Origin of the sequence: Roseimicrobium sp. ORNL1 (assembly GCF_011044495.1) — a bacterium.
Lineage (GTDB): Bacteria > Verrucomicrobiota > Verrucomicrobiia > Verrucomicrobiales > Verrucomicrobiaceae > Roseimicrobium.
The window spans coordinates 6,454,344-6,471,304 of the sequence record NZ_CP049143.1 but is presented as its reverse complement, the minus strand read 5'-3'; the positions used below and the strand labels follow the sequence as shown (position 1 = coordinate 6,471,304).

Genomic DNA, 16,961 nt, shown 5'->3' with positions numbered 1-16,961 from the left:
AAAGGTAATCTTTGCGCTCCCTTCAGGGGCCGATCGTCAATGCCCCCCGATCTCCTCGTCGGGATCCAGGTCCTCGATCTTCGCGCTCTTTTTCAACTCATCCACGAACACGTTGAACTTCTCGTCGCGATGGTGCTCGAGCATGCGGTGGCGGACTTCTTCCTTCACGTCCTCGAAGGGCTTCGGCACGGCGGGCTTGCGACCGGTGAGCTTGCAGATGTGAAAACCAAGCTGGGTCGTGAACACGGGGCTGATTTCGCCCTCACTCATGGAGAAGGCGATGCATTCAAACTCCTCCATGAACTCGCCGCGCTTGAACCAGCCAAGGTCCGGCGGTGTTTCCTTGTTGCTGTTGTGCTCGGAGGCGAGGGCGTCGAAGTCGGCGCCGTTCTGCGCCTTGCCGCGCAGCTCACGCATCAACGCAAAGATCTCAGCGCGGCTTTTCGCGCCGGCGAGGCTCAGGGTGATGTGGGAGGCCTTCACCTCCTCGTCGGTGAGGAAGTACTGAACGTTCTTCTCATACCACGCGCGCATCTCGTCATCGGTTGGCGACGGCTCCGGAGCGTACACGGCCGTCATCATCTTGTCCATGCGCACTCCATTGGAGACCTGGGCGTGCAGCAAGCTTTCATCCTTCACCGGCATGCCGATGCGCATGAGGAACTGTTCCTCGCTGCCGGATTCCTCAATGAGTTTGGCCAGGCGGTTCTGCACATCCTCATCAGTAACCTCGGGAAAACGCTTCACCGCCTCCTGCTGGATGATCATGCGGGAGGCCAGGTTATCCTTGGCCAGGGCGCGAAATTCCGGATCGCGTTCGCAACACGCCACCTGCAGGGTGCGCTCGTAGTGCCCCTTGATGGTGCGAAACTCATTCTCGATGATTTCGTCCTCGATTTCTTCGCCGTTAACAATCAGAGCCATGGCTTAGTAAAGGCTTACGGAAACGGCCGCGCAATGGGAACTTCATATTGCGGATCCCCCATTTTGGTTGAAGATCTGTCCCGATGGATCGCAAAGCCCTGGCCGCCCCCTTAGCCCTATTGCTCGCAGCGTTCAGCCTCGCCAGCTGCGCGTCGTCCACCCCACCACCCCAGCCGCCGCGCGCCGCACCGACGGGGTACTATCCCGGCGGCATGGGCGATAGCTCCCAGCGGATGAGCTATCCCGGTGCGCCGAGCTATCAATATGCGTCCTATGCCGTGCCCGCCGGGGATCAGAGTTCGCCGTATGCCTCCGCGCCGTTGCCACAGCCGGTCGCGCCATTTAGCAGTCCGTCCAATGTCGGCCAGAATGCCCCGAACATCATGGCCAGCTCCTACATCCTCGTGGATGCGAGGAATGGCTCGGTCCTCGCTGCACGTAATGCGGATACCGTGCGCGGCGTCGCCAGCACCCAGAAGCTGTTGACTGGATTGATCGTTGCGGAAGCGGGCGACCTCGACAAGACCGTGCGTATCGCGGCCAGCGACGTGCAGGTGGAGCCCTCGAAGCTGGGGGTGAAGCCGGGCGAAGTGTACACCCGCCGCGAGCTGCTCTATGCGTTCCTGGTCAAGAGTTCCAATGACGTGGCCAATGTCCTCGCGCGAGACAATGCCGGCAGCATCAGTGCGTTTTGCTCGAAGATGAATGCCCGCGCCCGCGCAGCCGGAGCCACGCAATCATCCTTTTGCAACCCCCATGGGCTTACAGCCGGAGGCCAGTACTCCAGCGCCCGGGACATGGCCCGCATCGGCATGGCAGCCCATAACAATCCGATCATCCGCGACATCGTGCGGCGCAAGTACTACACCTTCCGCTTTGCGAGTGGCCGCACCATCACCCTGGAGAACACGAATGAAATCCTCGGACGCATGGCCGAGTGCGATGGCATGAAGACCGGCTATACCGTGGCCGCGGGCCGCTGCCTCGTCTCTTCCGCGCACAACTGGCGCAGGGATGTGCTGCTCGTGCAGCTCGGCACCCGGACCAAGTACATCTGGAATGACGGCATCGCGATGATGCGCTGGGGTTTGAGCAAGTAGCATTGCCGACGGAACTTTTGAGAGGCCGCGGTCCCGAGTGGATCGCGGCCTTATTTTTTTCCGCGGGTAACGCCATTGCGGGGCAGGAGTGCCCATAAGCATGACCTGAGGATTTAATTTGTACCGGAGGACAATAGCCTGCGAGTTCATCGTCGAGACGAACACACTATCGAGCCCCTGAGGCACCATTGGCCCTGCATCTCAACGCCCTCCACAAAAGGGACGGTAGGGATGCGCTCCTGCGCGTCCGTAGATAGCGGGCGGAGGCGGAGGGGAATTCCACGTAGCGAGGCCGTTTCGTGCCGCAGTTCCACCCCGCCTTCGCCCACCTAAAGAGGGACGCGCAGGAGCGCATCCCTACCGCATCTTTGGTGAGAGGGCGTTCGCCTTGCAGGGCGTAGTCCGCGGAACTGCTTGGACTGGACATCATCGATCACCGCGAAAGGCAGGTGCTCGCTCACGGAACCTTCAGCACCTGCCCGGGATGGATCACATCAGACGTCAGCCCGTTCTTGCTCTTCAGCTTGCTGACAGTGGTCTTCTTGTTCAAGGCGATGCGATAGAGCGTGTCTCCCTGCTTCACGGTGTAGCTGCCACCACTGCCGCCGCCGCCGCCACCCGAGCTCTTCTTCTTGGTGGTAGTCGCTGACTTCTTGGGAGCGGGCGTGGAAGATGCGGGCTCGCTGTAGTCAGGAGAGGGGGTGTAGTCCGGCTGCGGCGCGTAGTTCTGCTGCTGCTGCGGAGAGGGCGTGTAGGTCTGGTACTGAGGCTGCTGCTGCTGTGCCGGAGTGGAGTTGTACGTCTGGTACTGCGGCGTACCGGAGCTGCCGGGGTAGGGATTGTACCCGCTGCCGTCCGCCGAGGCCGAGCTGTACCCTCCGTCGGATTCATTGCCGAAGTGTTTCTTCCAGGTGGTGCACGAGGTGCCGCTCAGGGTGAGCAAGGCAGCAGTCAACAAAGACAGGCAGGGGCGAACATTCATCAGGGGGAGAGACAGGGGTTGAATGGGCACCCTTATTATTTTGGAAAGATTAAGCAATGCAATCCTTTTCTCTGGTCCCTTCCTCGGGTCAAAAATACTCCACCTGCACGGTTGCACCCCGCTCGCGGACTTCTTAGCATCCTTCCCTCATGAAAATCGGCTTCAACCTCCTCCTCTGGACTGGTCACGTAACTGAGGACCTCTTTCCTCTCCTCGCGAAACTCAAGGCTGTCGGTTATGACGGCGTGGAGATCCCGATTTTCGACTCCAGCGATCCCTCCCACTTCAAGAAGATTGGCCAGGCGCTGAAGGACAACGGCCTCGAATGCACCGCCGTGACCGTGCTTCCCGATGAAGCGCACAACGCCATTTCGCCCGATGCCAAGAATCGCCAGGGCGCCATCGACCATCTCAAGAGCGTCCTCGAGTGCGCCCACCAGGCCGGCGTGCAGACCCTCTGCGGACCGTACTACCAGGTGCTCGGCCAGTTCACCGGCCGCTTCCCCACGGAGACGGAACTCGACCACGCTGCGGAAGTGCACCGCGCCATTTCTCCCATCGCCCAGTCCGCTGGCGTGAAGTGCGCCATTGAAGCGCTCAACCGTTTCGAGTCCCACCTGCTGAATACCATGGAGCAGGCCGCCAACTACGTGCGCCGCGTCGACCACCCGAACTTCGGCACGATGTACGACACCTTCCACGCGAACATCGAAGAGAAGAAGCCCATCGATTGCATCGCGACCGTCTACTCCACCGGCAAGCTCAACCACATCCACATTTCCGAGAACGACCGTGGCACCCCCGGACGTGGCCACGCCCCCTGCCGCGAGGCGATTCGCAAGGCGAAATCCCTCGGCTATGACGGCTGGCTGACCATCGAGGCCTTCGGTGGTGCCTTGCCGGACCTGGCGGCCGCCACCCGCGTGTGGCGTGACTTTTTCTCCTCTCCCGAAGAGGTTTACACGGAAGGTTATGCGCTCATCAAGAGCACGCTGGCGGAATAGGCTGCAATTTCCGGGTCCAAATCAACGTCATTGAGCGGTTGATTTGATCGCTACCGCCCCCTCGCTAATTCCAAACATGACTACTCACGAACCATCCAATACCGGCCTTTACGTGCCGAAATCACCCTCGCGTCGCGACTTCCTGCGCGGCGGCCTTGCCGCCGGAGCCGGACTTGCCCTCAGCGCCCGTTCCTCCGCCCAAGCCGCCACTACCGGTGGTGACACGGTGAAGATCGGCCTCATCGGCTGCGGCGGCCGTGGATCCGGCGCTGCCGGCCAGGCCCTCAGCTCGGGCAACTACAACTTCAAGCTCTGGGCCATGGCCGACGCGCATGAAGACCGCCTTGAGAGCGCCTACAAGAACCTCGCCGCGAAGAGCAAGGACCAGTTCCAGGTCGAAGACCGCAAGTTCGTGGGTCTCGATGCTTATGAGAAGGTGCTCAAGGAGTGCGACCTTGTCATCCTCGCCACCCCTCCCGGATTCCGCCCCTACCACTTCGAAGCCGCCATCAACGCGGGCAAGCACGTGTTCATGGAGAAGCCCGTCGCGGTCGATGCTCCCGGCGTGCGCAAGGTGCTCGAAATGGCCAAGGTCGCCGATGAGAAGGGTCTCAAGGTCGTCGCCGGTCTCCAGCGCCGCTATCAGAACTGCTACCTCGAAGCGCTGAAGCAGGTGAAGGAAAACAACATCATCGGCGAGATCGTCGGCGGCCAGGTCTACTGGGACAGCGCCGGCGTGTGGGTGAAGGAGCGTGAAGCCGGCCAGACCGAGCTGCAGTATCAGCTTCGCAACTGGTACTACTTCAACTGGCTCTGCGGTGACCACATCAACGAGCAGCACATCCACAACATCGACGTGGCCAACTGGTTCATCGGCTCCACGCCGGTGAGCGCCCAGGGCATGGGCGGCCGTCAGGTCCGCACCGGCAAGGAGTTCGGCGAAATCTACGACCACCACTACGTAGAGTACACCTACGCCAACGGCGTGCGCATCAACAGCCAGTGCCGTCACCAGAAGGGTTGCATCAACCCCGTGCGTGAAGAGCTCACCGGCACCAAGGGCATCCTGTATCTCGACAACGGCGGCAAGTGCTACGCGGTCGACTACAAGGGCAACTCCCTCTGGCGCTACCGTCCGACCGGCGCGGATCGCAAGGACCCCGATCCGTATCAGGTCGAGCACAACGAGCTGCAGGACGCGATTCTCAACGGCAAGCCGAAGAATGACGCCCATCGTGTGGCAGACAGCACCATGACCGCCCTTCTCGGCCGCTATGCGACCTACTCCGGCAAGGAAGTGCTCTACAAGGATGCCCTCGCTTCGCAGATCCAGCTCATGCCGAACAAGGTCACCTGGGAAACCGTGCCGCCCACCGCTCCGGACAAGGACGGCTTCTACCCCATCGCCATCCCCGGCGTGACCAAGGTAATCTAAGGTCAGGCTAGGCACGGGATCGACAAATCCAAAACGCGCTCTGGCGCGAAGAGAACACTGTGGGGCGTTTCGCACCGCCCCTCACTCCAAACCAGAACACAACCCACAAACAGCCCCGGCCCGCCGCAAGGTGAGCCGGGGCTTTGCTTTGTTAGGAGGTTAGGCGTCCTCGCCTGACAGCGGATGTTGGGCTTTCCAGCCCGACAGTATTGGCTTGTTGATGCGTTGCTGGTCAGACCGGAGGTCTAACATCCACTGTCAGGCGAGGACGCCTAACCTCCTGGCTGACGCATTTTTCCTGTCTGAAACCGGCCTCACCGCGACTCATACCAACCAGACACACTTGTCCCTCTCTCTCCCATGAACCGCCGCCACTTCCTCGAATCCTCCGCCTTCGCTGCACTGGCCAGCACGCTCGCCTCCATTCCCGCTGTGGCCCAGGGCCAGCGGAAGCCGCGCATCCTCCTGCGAAATGGCTGGCAGAGCATCAACATCGGCGACATCGCCCACTACCTGGGCATGATGGAGCTCTTTGAGAAGTACGGCATCGATGCCGATGTCGACTTCTGGACGAGCAACATGGAGAACGGCGCGGACGCGCTCTTCGCCAAGCACTTCCCCAAGGTGAAGGTGCTGGAAGGGCAGGACGCCATCAAGGAAGCCATCCAGAAGTGCGACTTCATGCTGCACGGTTCCGGCTCGGGTTTCGTCGCGTGGAAGGACGTGGCGCGTTGGGTGAAGGAAACCGGCAAGCCCTTTGGTGTCATGGGCATCTCCCTGACCTCGGATGATCCCGCGCTCATCGAGACGCTGAACAAGGCGAAGTTCGTGTACTTCCGCGACGGCGTTTCCTTCGAGAAAGCCAAACAGCAGGGCTGCAACGTGCCCGGCGCCGCCTTCGGACCCGATACCGCATTTGGCGTGGTGAAGCTGCGCAATGACGAAGCCGCACTCGCCTTCATGAAGGAGCATAACCTGGAGGAGGGAAAATTCCTCTGCTGCATTCCCCGCTATCGCTGGACACCTCAGTGGACCGTGAAGAAGGGCCGCCCGTATGATGAAGTGAAGGACAAGCGCAACCAGGAGAAGAAGGAGCACGACCACGCGCCGCACCGTGCCGCCATCATCGCCATCACGCGTGAGACGGACATGAAGGTGCTCATCACCTGTGAAGACCAAACCCAGATCACGCTGGGCAAGGAGATGCTCTACGATCCCCTTCCCGAGGACGTGAAGAAGAAGGTCGTGTGGCGTGACAAGTACTGGCTCACCGATGAAGCCCTCAGCACCTTCGTGCGCAGCGCCGGCCTCTTCGGCAATGAAATGCACAGCCCCATCATGTGCATCGCCAGCGGTATCCCCGCCGTCGTGTGCCGTTGGGACGAGCAGACCAATAAGGGCTTCATGTGGCGCGACATCGGCCTGAACGAGTGGCTCTTCACCATGGACAACGAAGACGAAGTCGCCCGCATCGCCGCCACCGTGCTGGCCATCGCGAAGGACCCTGCTGCCGCGAAGGCAAAGGCGCAGAAGGCACGCGAAATTGTGCTGCAGAAGCAGGACATGGAATTCGCGTCCCTGAAGAAGGCTCTGGGGGAGTTGGGGTGACGGGTGAAGCGTCGCGCAGGAGAACGCCGGGCGCCATTCTCAAGGGCCGGTCGGCATGCATTCGAATCAAGTTGAAAGCATCTTGGCGTCGAGCATTGTTTAGTCATGTCCACTCTCCTTGAAATTCAAGAGGCCGCTGACCATCTGACTTTGGAGGAGCGAGAAGGATTGATTGCCCACCTTCTTGCTGGGATGCCGTCGGCCCCGATCGGGGCTGATGATGAGGAGGCAAACCGGCGTGATATCGAAATGGATTCTGGAAAGGTGAAGCCGTTGTCACATGCGGAGTTCCTTGCAGAAATTGACCGCCGATGAGGGAGGTTTATTACCATCCCAAAGTGCCTTCTGAAGCGCGGGGAATTCTCGCTTACTACGACGGGATATCCCGCACGCTTGGGGACGAATTTTGGGCGGAATTAAAAGAGGTTCTGGAGCATGTGCGCGAATTTCCAGAGAGGCATCATTTTGATGCGAGTGGTCGCCGTCGGGCGAATCTGAAAAGATTTCCCTATCACGTTTTATTCAGAGTGTTTGAGTCTCATGTTCGCGTCACAGTCATCCGACACAATCGACGTGATCCCAGTTTCGGAGCGCGGAGGAAATGAGTCCGACATTCGTCAATTTGTCCAAGCTCCCGGGTAAATCGAAGTTGCAGAAGCAGGACATGGAATTCGCGTCGCTGAAGAAGGCGCTGGGCGAGTTGGGGTAAAGGGAGGTGACAAAAGGCGGGGGAGGGTTTAACATCCGCGTTGTCTACCTGCTCGATGAAAGTCTACTGGACCACGCCTTCACCACCTGAGCTGTCCGTGTTCCCGGAGGCTCAGCGGAAACGCATTTGGCAAGCGTGCAGCGAGGAAGGCCTTCGCAAACGCAAGTCATGGCTGGGCCTCTTGATATGCGGGGCTTGCGCTGCGGTCGGTTCAATCGTTGGCGACTTGTCTTCCCTGGGCCATTGGGGTGCAGGGATTGGAGGTGGTATTGGTGGATTCATATATTCTCAGTTGGCCATCCGCTCCACGCTTGAGATTGTGCGGGAGAGATTCCGTCTTCCCCAAGACATAGAGCAATGAGCATTGGGGAAACCGTCGAGGGGGCGTGTGGCGCGACATTGCGCCTGAACGAGTGGCTCTTCACCATGGATAACGCAGATCTGACAAAGCTCATCGCAGCTCAAATTGCTCTCCGCTTCCTGTCCGGGCTGCTTTTTCTGCTCAGTCTTCCACTGGCGTTGATCGCGCTCATCAGCATTGGGAAATTTTTGGAGCCCACCAATAGCAGGCATGCTCTGCTGGAGCTTGCTCTCATGATTGGTTCGGTCTCTGGGCTGTTAGCGCCGCTTGCTTTCATCAGTCCGCGTCAACAGATTCAGATGCAGCTCCTTGCAGTCAGTACCATCGTCGTCGCAGTGGCGATAGTGGCGCTCTATTCGCCGCTTTGCCGGGGATTCATGCATTGAACAGCCCAGCCATGTGGCAGTCCCCACAACTTGAATTCCGGGAGATCGATCCCGAACAGGAGGCGAACGCTACGGCAGGCTTCCTGTCACGGAACACCTGGCCATTTCATGCACGGACCAGGCTGACCTTGGACGAGGCGCGCAAAGTCAGACTTGGTCCTCCCGGCGAGGTGCGCACCTTCTGGATTCACGAGAACGATTCACCCGCCGGCATAGTCCGGGCATTCGATCTGGAAGATGCCGATGTCGGCAGCGTTGCGTTCGATCTTCGGATCGCCGATGCGTGCCGAGGTCGGGGCATTGGCCGTGCCGCCATTGGCTGGCTGGCCGAGTGGCTCTTTGCCGAGTATCCCTTGCTTCACCGCATTGAGGCAAGCACACGCGTCGACAATCATGCCATGAGACGCGCGCTTGAATGCAACGGCTTTGTCCTCGAAGGTCAGCTTCGCCAAACCTGGCGCAGTGAAGATGGGAAACGTCATGACACCGCGCTTTATGGCCGACTCCGTAGCGACGTGTAGAGCCATTCACTGAAACCTTGGCGAAGCGGCCAAAAGAAAGCACTGCCTCATGAAGAATATTGATTTTAGCAAAGCGGTGACAAGGGCGCGAAAGATCAGGGAGTCCTATCACCAACTGGAGTTGAAGCACCATGGCAGCAAATGGACGGTTGAAGAGGATGCTCTGGCCTTCCTGACAGACGCTGGACTGGTGGGCCGGCTGACGATGGCACAGCAAGGGCGCTGGCCTGTAGAAAAGGAAGCAACTCATGAACTGGAGCACAAGCTCGGTGAGTGTATCTGGTGGCTGATGGTGCTCGCTGAGCGGATGGAAATTGACGCCGAAAGTGCGCTGGAAGCATTTCTGACGACGACGGAGCAGCAATTGAAGGGATCGCTTCCAACAACTCCGCCACGGACCAAGGCGAAGGCGCGCGCCAGAAAAAGTCTCAGTTGAAGGTGCGACTCGCTGGCGCCGGGGCGCTCGAATAGCATGAATCCAGAAAAAAGAAAATCACGCCACCTGATATTCGCGGTCATCCACTTCGGCATCGCCGGCTTTTTCGCGTATGCCTTCCATGACCGCTTCTGGCGGTGGCGTCACGAGTTATCCCAAGTGGATACCAGCTTTATCACACCAGACGGAGCTAACGTCACATCCGGCGGCATGTTCTGGATCTTGCCCGCGGGTGTATTCGCCATCCTCGGTGTTCTTCGCGTCGCTCGCTATGGTTGGTCGCGGCGATCTCATGACACAGAGCAAGGCTGACTTGTTGAGATGGTTGATGGTCCGGCCTGCCGAATTGACACCGGTCCCTCTCATGGCACTTTCCCCCCCAGTCACATGGACACCCTCCTGTCAGTATTGGCAGACCTTCTCAAGAGCCCCTATGAACTTTGGAAGGGGTCCATTGAGAACTCCCGGGTTGGCCCTTCGGAGTGGGATTTGGAGACACTGCGCTTTTGGAAGTGGGTGGCGGTTATTGGCACGGGGATTCTGCTCTGCGTGGCCTTGGGAGCGAAAGTTTTCCTGGGGCTTTGGGAATAGCAGAAAGGCAGCCGCGCCCGTCCTGAATCGATTCCGCACTTTCCTGATCGCCCTCGCGTTTTATAGTGACAGAATGTAGATTCGCGCAACGAATCGAAGTCTGCCAATGTCGAATTGCATGCCGCCACCGCAAACGGCCTCGCGCACCATCCGCATACCCATGAACCGGATAATTCTCACCTTCGTATTTCTGGCATTCACCGTCGGGGGAGACTCCGTTTCTGCGGCGGGGCAGGACAAGTGGGCATGGAGCGCGCAGCTTCCTGCACAGCTGGCGACGAAGTCGGGCCGCTCCAACCGGACATCGGATGCCGTGCATGAGCTCTTTCGTGGTCCACCCCGTCCGCCGGGAATTCAGGATGTGCTCGATGCTTTCGGGCTGCCGGATGCATTCAGTCCGCAACTCATCTACTCCAAGACCAAGGGTACCGGCGGGCCCTCCAGAGCAGGCGGCACGCTTCGGTACCTCCTGACGGACGGAAGCGAGGTTCATATCTGGACACCCGATTTTCACGCTGTTGGTTTTGCCATTCGCTATCCCACGAAGGGGCGCCCAGACATCCTCTACAAGTGAGTGCTTCAAGCTTCCCATGAGTCGTGCACTACAAACCACGATCGTGGTCGTCACCGTTCTGCTGACGCTTGTCACCGGTTGCTCGAAGCAGGATAAGGACAAGGACAAGGTGGTCAGCGTTCAGAGCGGCGATCCTGACATGGCAGCCGCCATCGCCGAGGCGAGGCGGACTCTTCCGGAATTCTGGAAGGTCTTTGACAAGCGCGAGCGTGGCGAGAGCGACTTCGCGATGAAGGTGAAGATCACCGACGGGGACATAGTCGAGTACTTCTGGCTGATTGACCTTGAGCGGGGTGGTGGCAAGACGATGGGCACCATCAACAACACGCCGAACGGAGTGACAAACGTGAAGCTCGGCGACCGGATCGAGATTCCCGAGGTGGACATCGCGGATTGGTTGTACTTCCGAGAGGGCAAGATGGTGGGCAATCGTACGCTCAAGCCCCTGTTCAAAGAGATGCCGGCTGAAGAAGTGGCGCGGCTGAAGGAGATGATGGCTGACCCATCGTGAAGGTATCGCCACTTGGAGGGGTACCGGCGGGGGTAGCGCGTGGCCTGGCCATCCTTGGACTTCGCTGAGGGGCCGCTGGCACGCGTGACAGGAGATGCTTCTCCCCACGCGCAAATATTTATGCGGAAGCATCGTCACCACGCATTCCCCATTGCGTTCGAGCGCCGCTCCGTGGTATCCATTCCCGCGCATGTCATCCATTTCACTCGATACCATCTTGGAAGCCGCGGAGGCGCACGGCGCCAGTGACCTCTTTTTGCAGGAGGACGAGGTGCCGCGGTTGAAGATCAATGAGCAGATCATGCTTCTGGGCGAGGAGCCCGTCACCCTCCAGCACATGACCGGCCTCTGGCAGGCGTGCGGGGGGAAGGTGGACAGCGACATGGACCGCGACACGGGCCTCATCTCGCACACGCACGTGCGCTTCAGGGTGAACCTTCATCGCACCATGGGCCGGCTGGCGGCCGTGCTCCGGCGCATCAAGACGGATATCCCTCCGCTCCCTGCGTTGGGATTGCCCGTCAACCTGCTCACCCGCTGGGCGCGGAAGTCGTTTGGCCTCATCCTCATCACCGGTCCCACAGGCACGGGAAAGAGCACCACCATCGCCGCGCTGCTGCAATGGATGAATCTCAACCTGGCCCGGCACATCGTGACCATCGAGGATCCGGTCGAGTACATTTTTGAAAACCAGCAGTGTCACTTCACCCAGCGAGAGGTGGGCCGGGACACCACGAACTTCGCGCATGGCCTGCGCAGCGCCCTGCGCCAGGCGCCTGACGTCATCTTCGTGGGTGAAATCCGCGACTATGAAACGGCCCTCATCGCTCTGCAGGCCGCGGAGACGGGTCACCTGGTGCTGGCCACCATGCACTCCGAGCGTGTGTCGGATACCATGGAGCGCTTCACCCACCTCTTCCCGGAGGACAAGCTCAACCAAGGCGTACACCTCCTGGCGGACCAGCTGCTGGGAGTGATGTGCCAGCGGCTCGTGCCCAACAAAACCGGCGGCCTGCACCTGCTGGAGGAGCACCTGGAAAATGCCGGCGCTGTGCGCGAATGGATCCGCAAGCGCGAGTCCTCCCAGATCAAAGAGCACATGACCAAGGGCACGGATCCCAATTCCATGTCCTTCCTCAAGTCCGCGGTGGAAGCGTGCCGCGCTGGCAAAATCGACGAAAGCGTGGCCGCCCAGGCCACCAGCAACGAAGCTGAATTCAAGCGCGCCATGCGCGGCGTCCAGTAGTAGCAGAAGTAGCAGCACCCCCTTCCCCTCCACCCATGCCACAACACGACCTGGTTGATTACCTTCTCATGGCGCGCCAGCACGGCGCCTCGGATTTGCACATCACCGCGCGCGCGCAGCCTTCCATGCGCGTCTTCGGTACGTTGCAGCCGCTGACGGATGAAATCCTGACCGGCGAAGACACCCGCGAGCTCATCTATGGGGTGCTGCGTGATTCCCAGCGGGTGCGGCTGGAGCAGGAGTGGGAGCTGGATTTCAGCATGGAGGTGGAGTCCGCCGGGCGCCTGAGAGCCAATGCGCGCTATGCCCTGGGGGCAGTGGAAGCGAGCTTCCGTTTCATTCCCGATGAAGTGCCGGACCTGACCACGCTGGGGCACTCACCCACGGTGGAGCGCTGGTGCCAGGAAAAGGCGGGCCTCATCCTCGTGACCGGATCGAGCGGCTCCGGCAAGAGCCACACCCTCGCCAGCATGACGCAGACCATCGCCCGGCAGCGCTGCGCGAATATCGTGTCCATTGAGGACCCGGTGGAGTTCGTGTTCCAGCAGGGCTACAGCCTCATCCATCAGCGTGAGGTGGGCATGGACACCCACAGCTTCGCAGCGGCACTCCGCAGTTCACTTCGCCAGGATCCGGATGTCATCCTCCTGGGGGAAATGCGCGATGAGGAGACCATTCGCATCGCCATCACCGCAGCGAGCACCGGTCACCTCGTCATCGCCACGCTGCACACCACGGATACGGGCGCCGCCATCACACGTGTGCTGGATGCGTTCCCGGAGGAGCGCCAGCGTTTCGTGGCAGCCCAACTTGCCGCCGCCCTGCGTGGTGTGGTGTGTCAGTTCCTCCTGCCGCGGCATGACAAGCCGGGACTCGTGATGGCTTCTGAAATCATGGTGGTGAACAACGCCATCGCGAACTGCATCCGTGAGCGCCGCCTCTCCCAGCTCATGGGCCTCATCCAGATTGGCTCTGCCGATGGCATGCACACCATTGACGACAGCCTCCTCGAACTGGTGCTGGACGACCGCATCACCTTCCCGGATGCCGCCTCGCACTGCAGCGATGTCGGCTACTTCCAGCAGCAGTACCAGCTGGCTCTGAAAGAGAAGAAGAAGGGCTGGTTTGGCAAATTGCTGGGCTAGTAGAGTAGCCCGGATAGTTGGTGGTGTGACGAGCTGTGTTCTGCTTCAGAGGGGCACAGTCGTCGCTCCGCCGATTCACATCTCACGCGGCGAACGAGCCTCGCACGCCCATTGACCGGTAGAACGCAGAAGACCCGCCACCTGTTGGTGCGGGTCTTCTGCGTTGTAGGAGATCAGCTCGAGGATGCCTGCAGGCAGCAGGCGAGAAACTAGGCTATGTTAGCGCGCGATCAGCATCTGCGGCGTGGAGCGCCCCAGTTGCTTGTAGATTTCCAGCCGGCGCTGTTCCTGGGTCTTGATGGCAAGGTCCAGGAAATCCTGTTCGGTCGTCATTGGGCGTTGTCTGCCGTTATTCTCCTTCAGTTGAATCGCGAGCTGGCGCTTTTCGTTCTGCAGCGAGAGTATCTTTGACTCCACGGCAGCCAGTTCCCTCTCCAGCTCCAGAGCCTGTTGCTTTGCCTGTCCAGCCGTGACCTCTTGCAGCCTTCTATACAGGGCCTTTCGTTGCTGAAGGTCCCGTGTGAGGATGGATTGATCCACCGTCGTTTGATTCACCCCGTCGCTCACCAGGATCTTGCCCGCCCCTTCGCCCAGCTTGCGAACGGAGGTGCCGGCGCGCCATCTTACCGTATCTGTTTTGGTGGAAATCATGACGTCCTGAAGCAGGACAAACATGCCTTCTGGAAGCTCTTGGAGAACCACATCGTTCGTGGACGAGGTTCCTGCTCCCCCTGATTCGTTGCCTTCGCCTTCTGCTTTATCAACGGGGTCCCATTTGTCAGCAACCCAGCGGGATTGCTCGCCGATCCATTTCGAGGCCACGCCAGTATAGGACCGTACCTTGTCAGGGTTCTGCCAAGCCAAAATCAGGAGCGCTGCGAGCAACAACCAGAAGACTGTCTTCATGGTATTGGCATAGGCTTTTTTCTTGCCTTTCGCAAGGATTTTCCACGTAAATACTTTGTCAAAATCCCACCCGTGCAAATCGCGCCGGAACTTGCGTGCAAAGCTGGTCCACAAGCCTAATGAGACCGTAGTATCTACATATCGTGATGCCGGGATCCTCTTCTCTATATATGCGCCTTCTCGTCACCGGCTTCTGGCTGGTACTGGCGGCGATCACGACACGTGCGCCCGGGCAGGTCACCACGCGCACCGACGAAGTGGGGCAACGGTTGAATGGATGGTTCAAGGCAGGCACGGCCGCCGGGCTCTCCGCCATCGGGTATGAGAACAGGGACGGCGACCATTCCCGTATCAATACGGCCGAGTGGCCCCAGTTAAAGGCCTATACTCCCTCCGATTCGGAGGCGGCGTCCAAGGTCCACATCGGCCCCGCCAATATGATCCGGCAGTCCCCGCTCATCGGAAACTGCTCCATGTCAGCGCCCGCGGAGCGGGGTGGGAGCCTGCCTCGCCTGTACACGATTCAGCCGCAGGGTTTCCTGTTTCTGACCACCCAGTACCTGAGCAACAACCTCTTCGTCTATCCCGAGCATCAGGACTACGACCCCGGGTGGAATGGGCTGGGAGGATGGGGGGACCTCTACACGGCGAACCTCCCCTTGCTCGTGATTTCTCAGGGCTCCTCGTACACAGACCAGCCCTTCGTGCGTGCCTTCCTCGCCGCCGCCGGCGCCCTGCCTCCGGACACGCAGGCCACACTGATCAAAAGCCGCGCCCTCATGCCGGCGCTGCAGAGCATCTTCCGCCGCAGCAACAAGATGGTGCAGAATGACGAGGACTACTTCTCGGGCAAGGCCCATCCACCCGTGTTCGATGGCACGCAAATTGACGAGCTGAAGTTCATCGAACTCGCCCACCAGATGAAGGATGCCTCCATCCCCCCGGTGGTGCTCCTGGATGTGGTGAGTGAGAGCGCCGCGGTGTCGGGCCGGGACTACTTCGAAACGCCCTCCATCACGAGCGAAGTAGTGGGCACTACCCCCTGCAGCATCGCCCGCATTTTCCGACGCTCATCAAAGGCCTACGAAATGACCGTCAGTGCGCGCAAGTCAGGCACGCTCAAAAAGTCGCCGATCAAGCTCAAGTGGGTGCTGCTTCAGGGGGACCCGGGGAAGGTAAAGATCACCCCCACCTCGCCGGATTCCTCGGAGGCGAATATAAGCGTGGAGTGGCACCCGGAGATGCGCGCCGCTTCCGGCATCCAGACACACCGGGTGGATATCGGTGTCTTCGCCGGGAACGGCAGCGCGTGGTCCGCGCCGGCCATCATCAGCTTTTACATGCTGCCGAACGAGATGCGCTTCCTGGATGAAAAGGGGAGGCTGCAGGAGATCTGCTACGAAAATGGCAATCCCGACCCCGGCATTCCGCCGTCCACGGATCTGCGCTGGCTGGCCCTGGCGCGTCGCACGGATACGGAGCGGAAGAGTCTGCCCATGCGCCTGCTGGCCAAGGGGCTCTCCGAGGAGGCCATGGTGCGCCTGCAGGCCATCGCAGACGAGTTCGCTCCACAGCAGGAGAAGTGGCGCACCCTCGCTGCAAACCCGGCCAGGAAGGCAGAGGCAGATGCCGTCGAAGCCAAGCTGAAGGAAGGCCTCCGGAAGCGGCTCGAGGCACCCGAGATTGGCGGGAAGTATTCACTGGTGGAGGCCATGCGCACCGCCATTGACACGCTTTCCAGTGCCCCGGACATGTTTGTGGTGCTGCAGGAGGAACTCATGGGCCTGGCCCGCAAATCCTCGAAATCCTCCGCCGTGCAGGACATCGCGGCCGCGCGGAAGCGCCTGCTCGACTGGGGCGTGCTGCTCGGCCAGGAAGACACCGGCCGGGTGGAGCTGATTGCCGATGAAGAGCGCCTCACCGCGGGGGACAAGCACCACTTGAAGCAGTTCCACCTCACCGTGCTCAGCCAGGCCGTGTTGCCGGAGTTCCTCGAGCGCTCCGTCGCCCCCGCCTTCGTGGACCAGCGCCTCACCAGCCCCAAGAACTGGCGGGACATCTACCTGTACGCCAAGGACGGCAGCCCCATCGGTTGGATGCGTCGCGCCAACGGCCGCCGGTATGAATTCAATACCGAAGGCAAGCTGCTTCCTGAAGGCCGCGGAGGCAAAGCCGTGGACGTGGAGTACAAACGTGATCCGGCGACCGGGAAGCTGCTGTTTGTGCCGAAATAGCTGTCGTTTGCGGTGGCTGAGCGGTAGTTGGCGATGGTTGAGCAGTAGTTTGAGGAAAAGCACCCAGAGGTCACATTCCCAAGGATCGGGGGCACTCCTGCCCCCCCTCAGGCGCGTTACCTACCTCTGACCCCGCCATCCTCCGGCGCACCGCAAAGGCCCAAGGAACGGGAACGCCTCGTTCCCGAACCCCTGACATCCCACCTCTCCCCATCCCGCCTGCCACGGTCCGCCCCACCAGCAGCTTCTCCCAAACCACCGCTCAACAATCGCTCAGTCACTGCTCAC

The 16,961-nt window shown here is 60.3% G+C and carries 16 protein-coding genes and 1 pseudogene; 13 read left to right on the top strand and 4 right to left on the bottom strand.

Annotated elements, in window-relative coordinates; genetic code table 11:
* Positions 1-36: 36 nt before the first annotated feature.
* Complete coding sequence (locus G5S37_RS26045) at positions 37-924, bottom strand: peptidylprolyl isomerase (RefSeq protein WP_165208123.1); 888 nt, start codon at positions 922-924, stop codon at positions 37-39.
* Positions 925-1,007: 83 nt separating this feature from the next.
* Between G5S37_RS26045 and G5S37_RS26040 the strand changes: the two genes are divergently transcribed.
* Complete coding sequence (locus tag G5S37_RS26040) at positions 1,008-2,024, top strand: D-alanyl-D-alanine carboxypeptidase family protein (RefSeq protein ID WP_165208121.1); 1,017 nt, start codon at positions 1,008-1,010, stop codon at positions 2,022-2,024.
* 457 nt (positions 2,025-2,481) lie between these two features.
* On the opposite strand, the gene G5S37_RS26035 is transcribed toward G5S37_RS26040, so the two are convergent.
* Positions 2,482-3,006, bottom strand: a complete 525-nt coding sequence (locus G5S37_RS26035; protein ID WP_165208119.1) for a LysM peptidoglycan-binding domain-containing protein — start codon at positions 3,004-3,006, stop codon at positions 2,482-2,484.
* Positions 3,007-3,155: 149 nt separating this feature from the next.
* Here G5S37_RS26035 and G5S37_RS26030 point away from each other — a divergent pair, with 149 nt between their 5' ends.
* From G5S37_RS26030 to G5S37_RS26010, 5 genes are all read left to right on the top strand, one after another.
* Positions 3,156-4,010 carry a sugar phosphate isomerase/epimerase family protein gene (locus G5S37_RS26030; RefSeq protein ID WP_165208117.1) on the top strand — a complete coding sequence of 285 codons (855 nt, stop codon included), beginning with the start codon at positions 3,156-3,158 and terminating at the stop codon, positions 4,008-4,010.
* A gap of 76 nt (positions 4,011-4,086) precedes the next feature.
* Positions 4,087-5,445, top strand: coding sequence for a Gfo/Idh/MocA family oxidoreductase (locus G5S37_RS26025; RefSeq protein ID WP_165208115.1), 1,359 nt, complete (start codon positions 4,087-4,089; stop codon positions 5,443-5,445).
* A gap of 360 nt (positions 5,446-5,805) precedes the next feature.
* Complete coding sequence (locus tag G5S37_RS26020) at positions 5,806-7,053, top strand: polysaccharide pyruvyl transferase family protein (protein WP_165208113.1); 1,248 nt, start codon at positions 5,806-5,808, stop codon at positions 7,051-7,053.
* Between the two features lie 105 nt (positions 7,054-7,158).
* Positions 7,159-7,368, top strand: coding sequence for a hypothetical protein (locus G5S37_RS26015; protein ID WP_165208111.1), 210 nt, complete (start codon positions 7,159-7,161; stop codon positions 7,366-7,368).
* Positions 7,369-8,119: 751 nt separating this feature from the next.
* Entirely contained in the window at positions 8,120-8,509 is a 390-nt protein-coding gene (locus G5S37_RS26010) for a hypothetical protein (RefSeq protein WP_165208109.1), read from the top strand.
* A 200-nt stretch (positions 8,510-8,709) separates the two neighbouring features.
* On the opposite strand, the gene G5S37_RS32610 is transcribed toward G5S37_RS26010, so the two are convergent.
* Positions 8,710-8,991 carry a hypothetical protein gene (locus G5S37_RS32610; RefSeq protein WP_240914717.1) on the bottom strand — a complete coding sequence of 94 codons (282 nt, stop codon included), beginning with the start codon at positions 8,989-8,991 and terminating at the stop codon, positions 8,710-8,712.
* A gap of 88 nt (positions 8,992-9,079) precedes the next feature.
* On the opposite strand from G5S37_RS32610, the pseudogene G5S37_RS26000 reads away from it, so the two are divergent.
* From G5S37_RS26000 to G5S37_RS25975, 6 genes and pseudogenes are all read left to right on the top strand, one after another.
* A pseudogene (locus G5S37_RS26000) lies at positions 9,080-9,397 on the top strand (MazG-like protein); the annotation flags it as partial.
* A gap of 105 nt (positions 9,398-9,502) precedes the next feature.
* Positions 9,503-9,778 (top strand): hypothetical protein, encoded by a 276-nt coding sequence (locus G5S37_RS25995; protein WP_165208106.1) that lies wholly within the window; start codon positions 9,503-9,505, stop codon positions 9,776-9,778.
* 439 nt (positions 9,779-10,217) lie between these two features.
* Entirely contained in the window at positions 10,218-10,631 is a 414-nt protein-coding gene (locus tag G5S37_RS25990) for a hypothetical protein (protein ID WP_165208104.1), read from the top strand.
* A gap of 16 nt (positions 10,632-10,647) precedes the next feature.
* Complete coding sequence (locus G5S37_RS25985) at positions 10,648-11,142, top strand: DUF2314 domain-containing protein (protein WP_165208102.1); 495 nt, start codon at positions 10,648-10,650, stop codon at positions 11,140-11,142.
* Between the two features lie 190 nt (positions 11,143-11,332).
* Complete coding sequence (locus G5S37_RS25980) at positions 11,333-12,388, top strand: ATPase, T2SS/T4P/T4SS family (protein WP_165208100.1); 1,056 nt, start codon at positions 11,333-11,335, stop codon at positions 12,386-12,388.
* Between the two features lie 35 nt (positions 12,389-12,423).
* Positions 12,424-13,533, top strand: a complete 1,110-nt coding sequence (locus G5S37_RS25975) for a PilT/PilU family type 4a pilus ATPase (protein WP_165208098.1) — start codon at positions 12,424-12,426, stop codon at positions 13,531-13,533.
* A 219-nt stretch (positions 13,534-13,752) separates the two neighbouring features.
* On the opposite strand, the gene G5S37_RS25970 is transcribed toward G5S37_RS25975, so the two are convergent.
* Positions 13,753-14,553, bottom strand: coding sequence for a hypothetical protein (locus G5S37_RS25970; RefSeq protein WP_165208096.1), 801 nt, complete (start codon positions 14,551-14,553; stop codon positions 13,753-13,755).
* Positions 14,554-14,609: 56 nt separating this feature from the next.
* Between G5S37_RS25970 and G5S37_RS25965 the strand changes: the two genes are divergently transcribed.
* Positions 14,610-16,673 (top strand): hypothetical protein, encoded by a 2,064-nt coding sequence (locus G5S37_RS25965; protein ID WP_165208094.1) that lies wholly within the window; start codon positions 14,610-14,612, stop codon positions 16,671-16,673.
* Positions 16,674-16,961 lie beyond the last annotated feature (288 nt).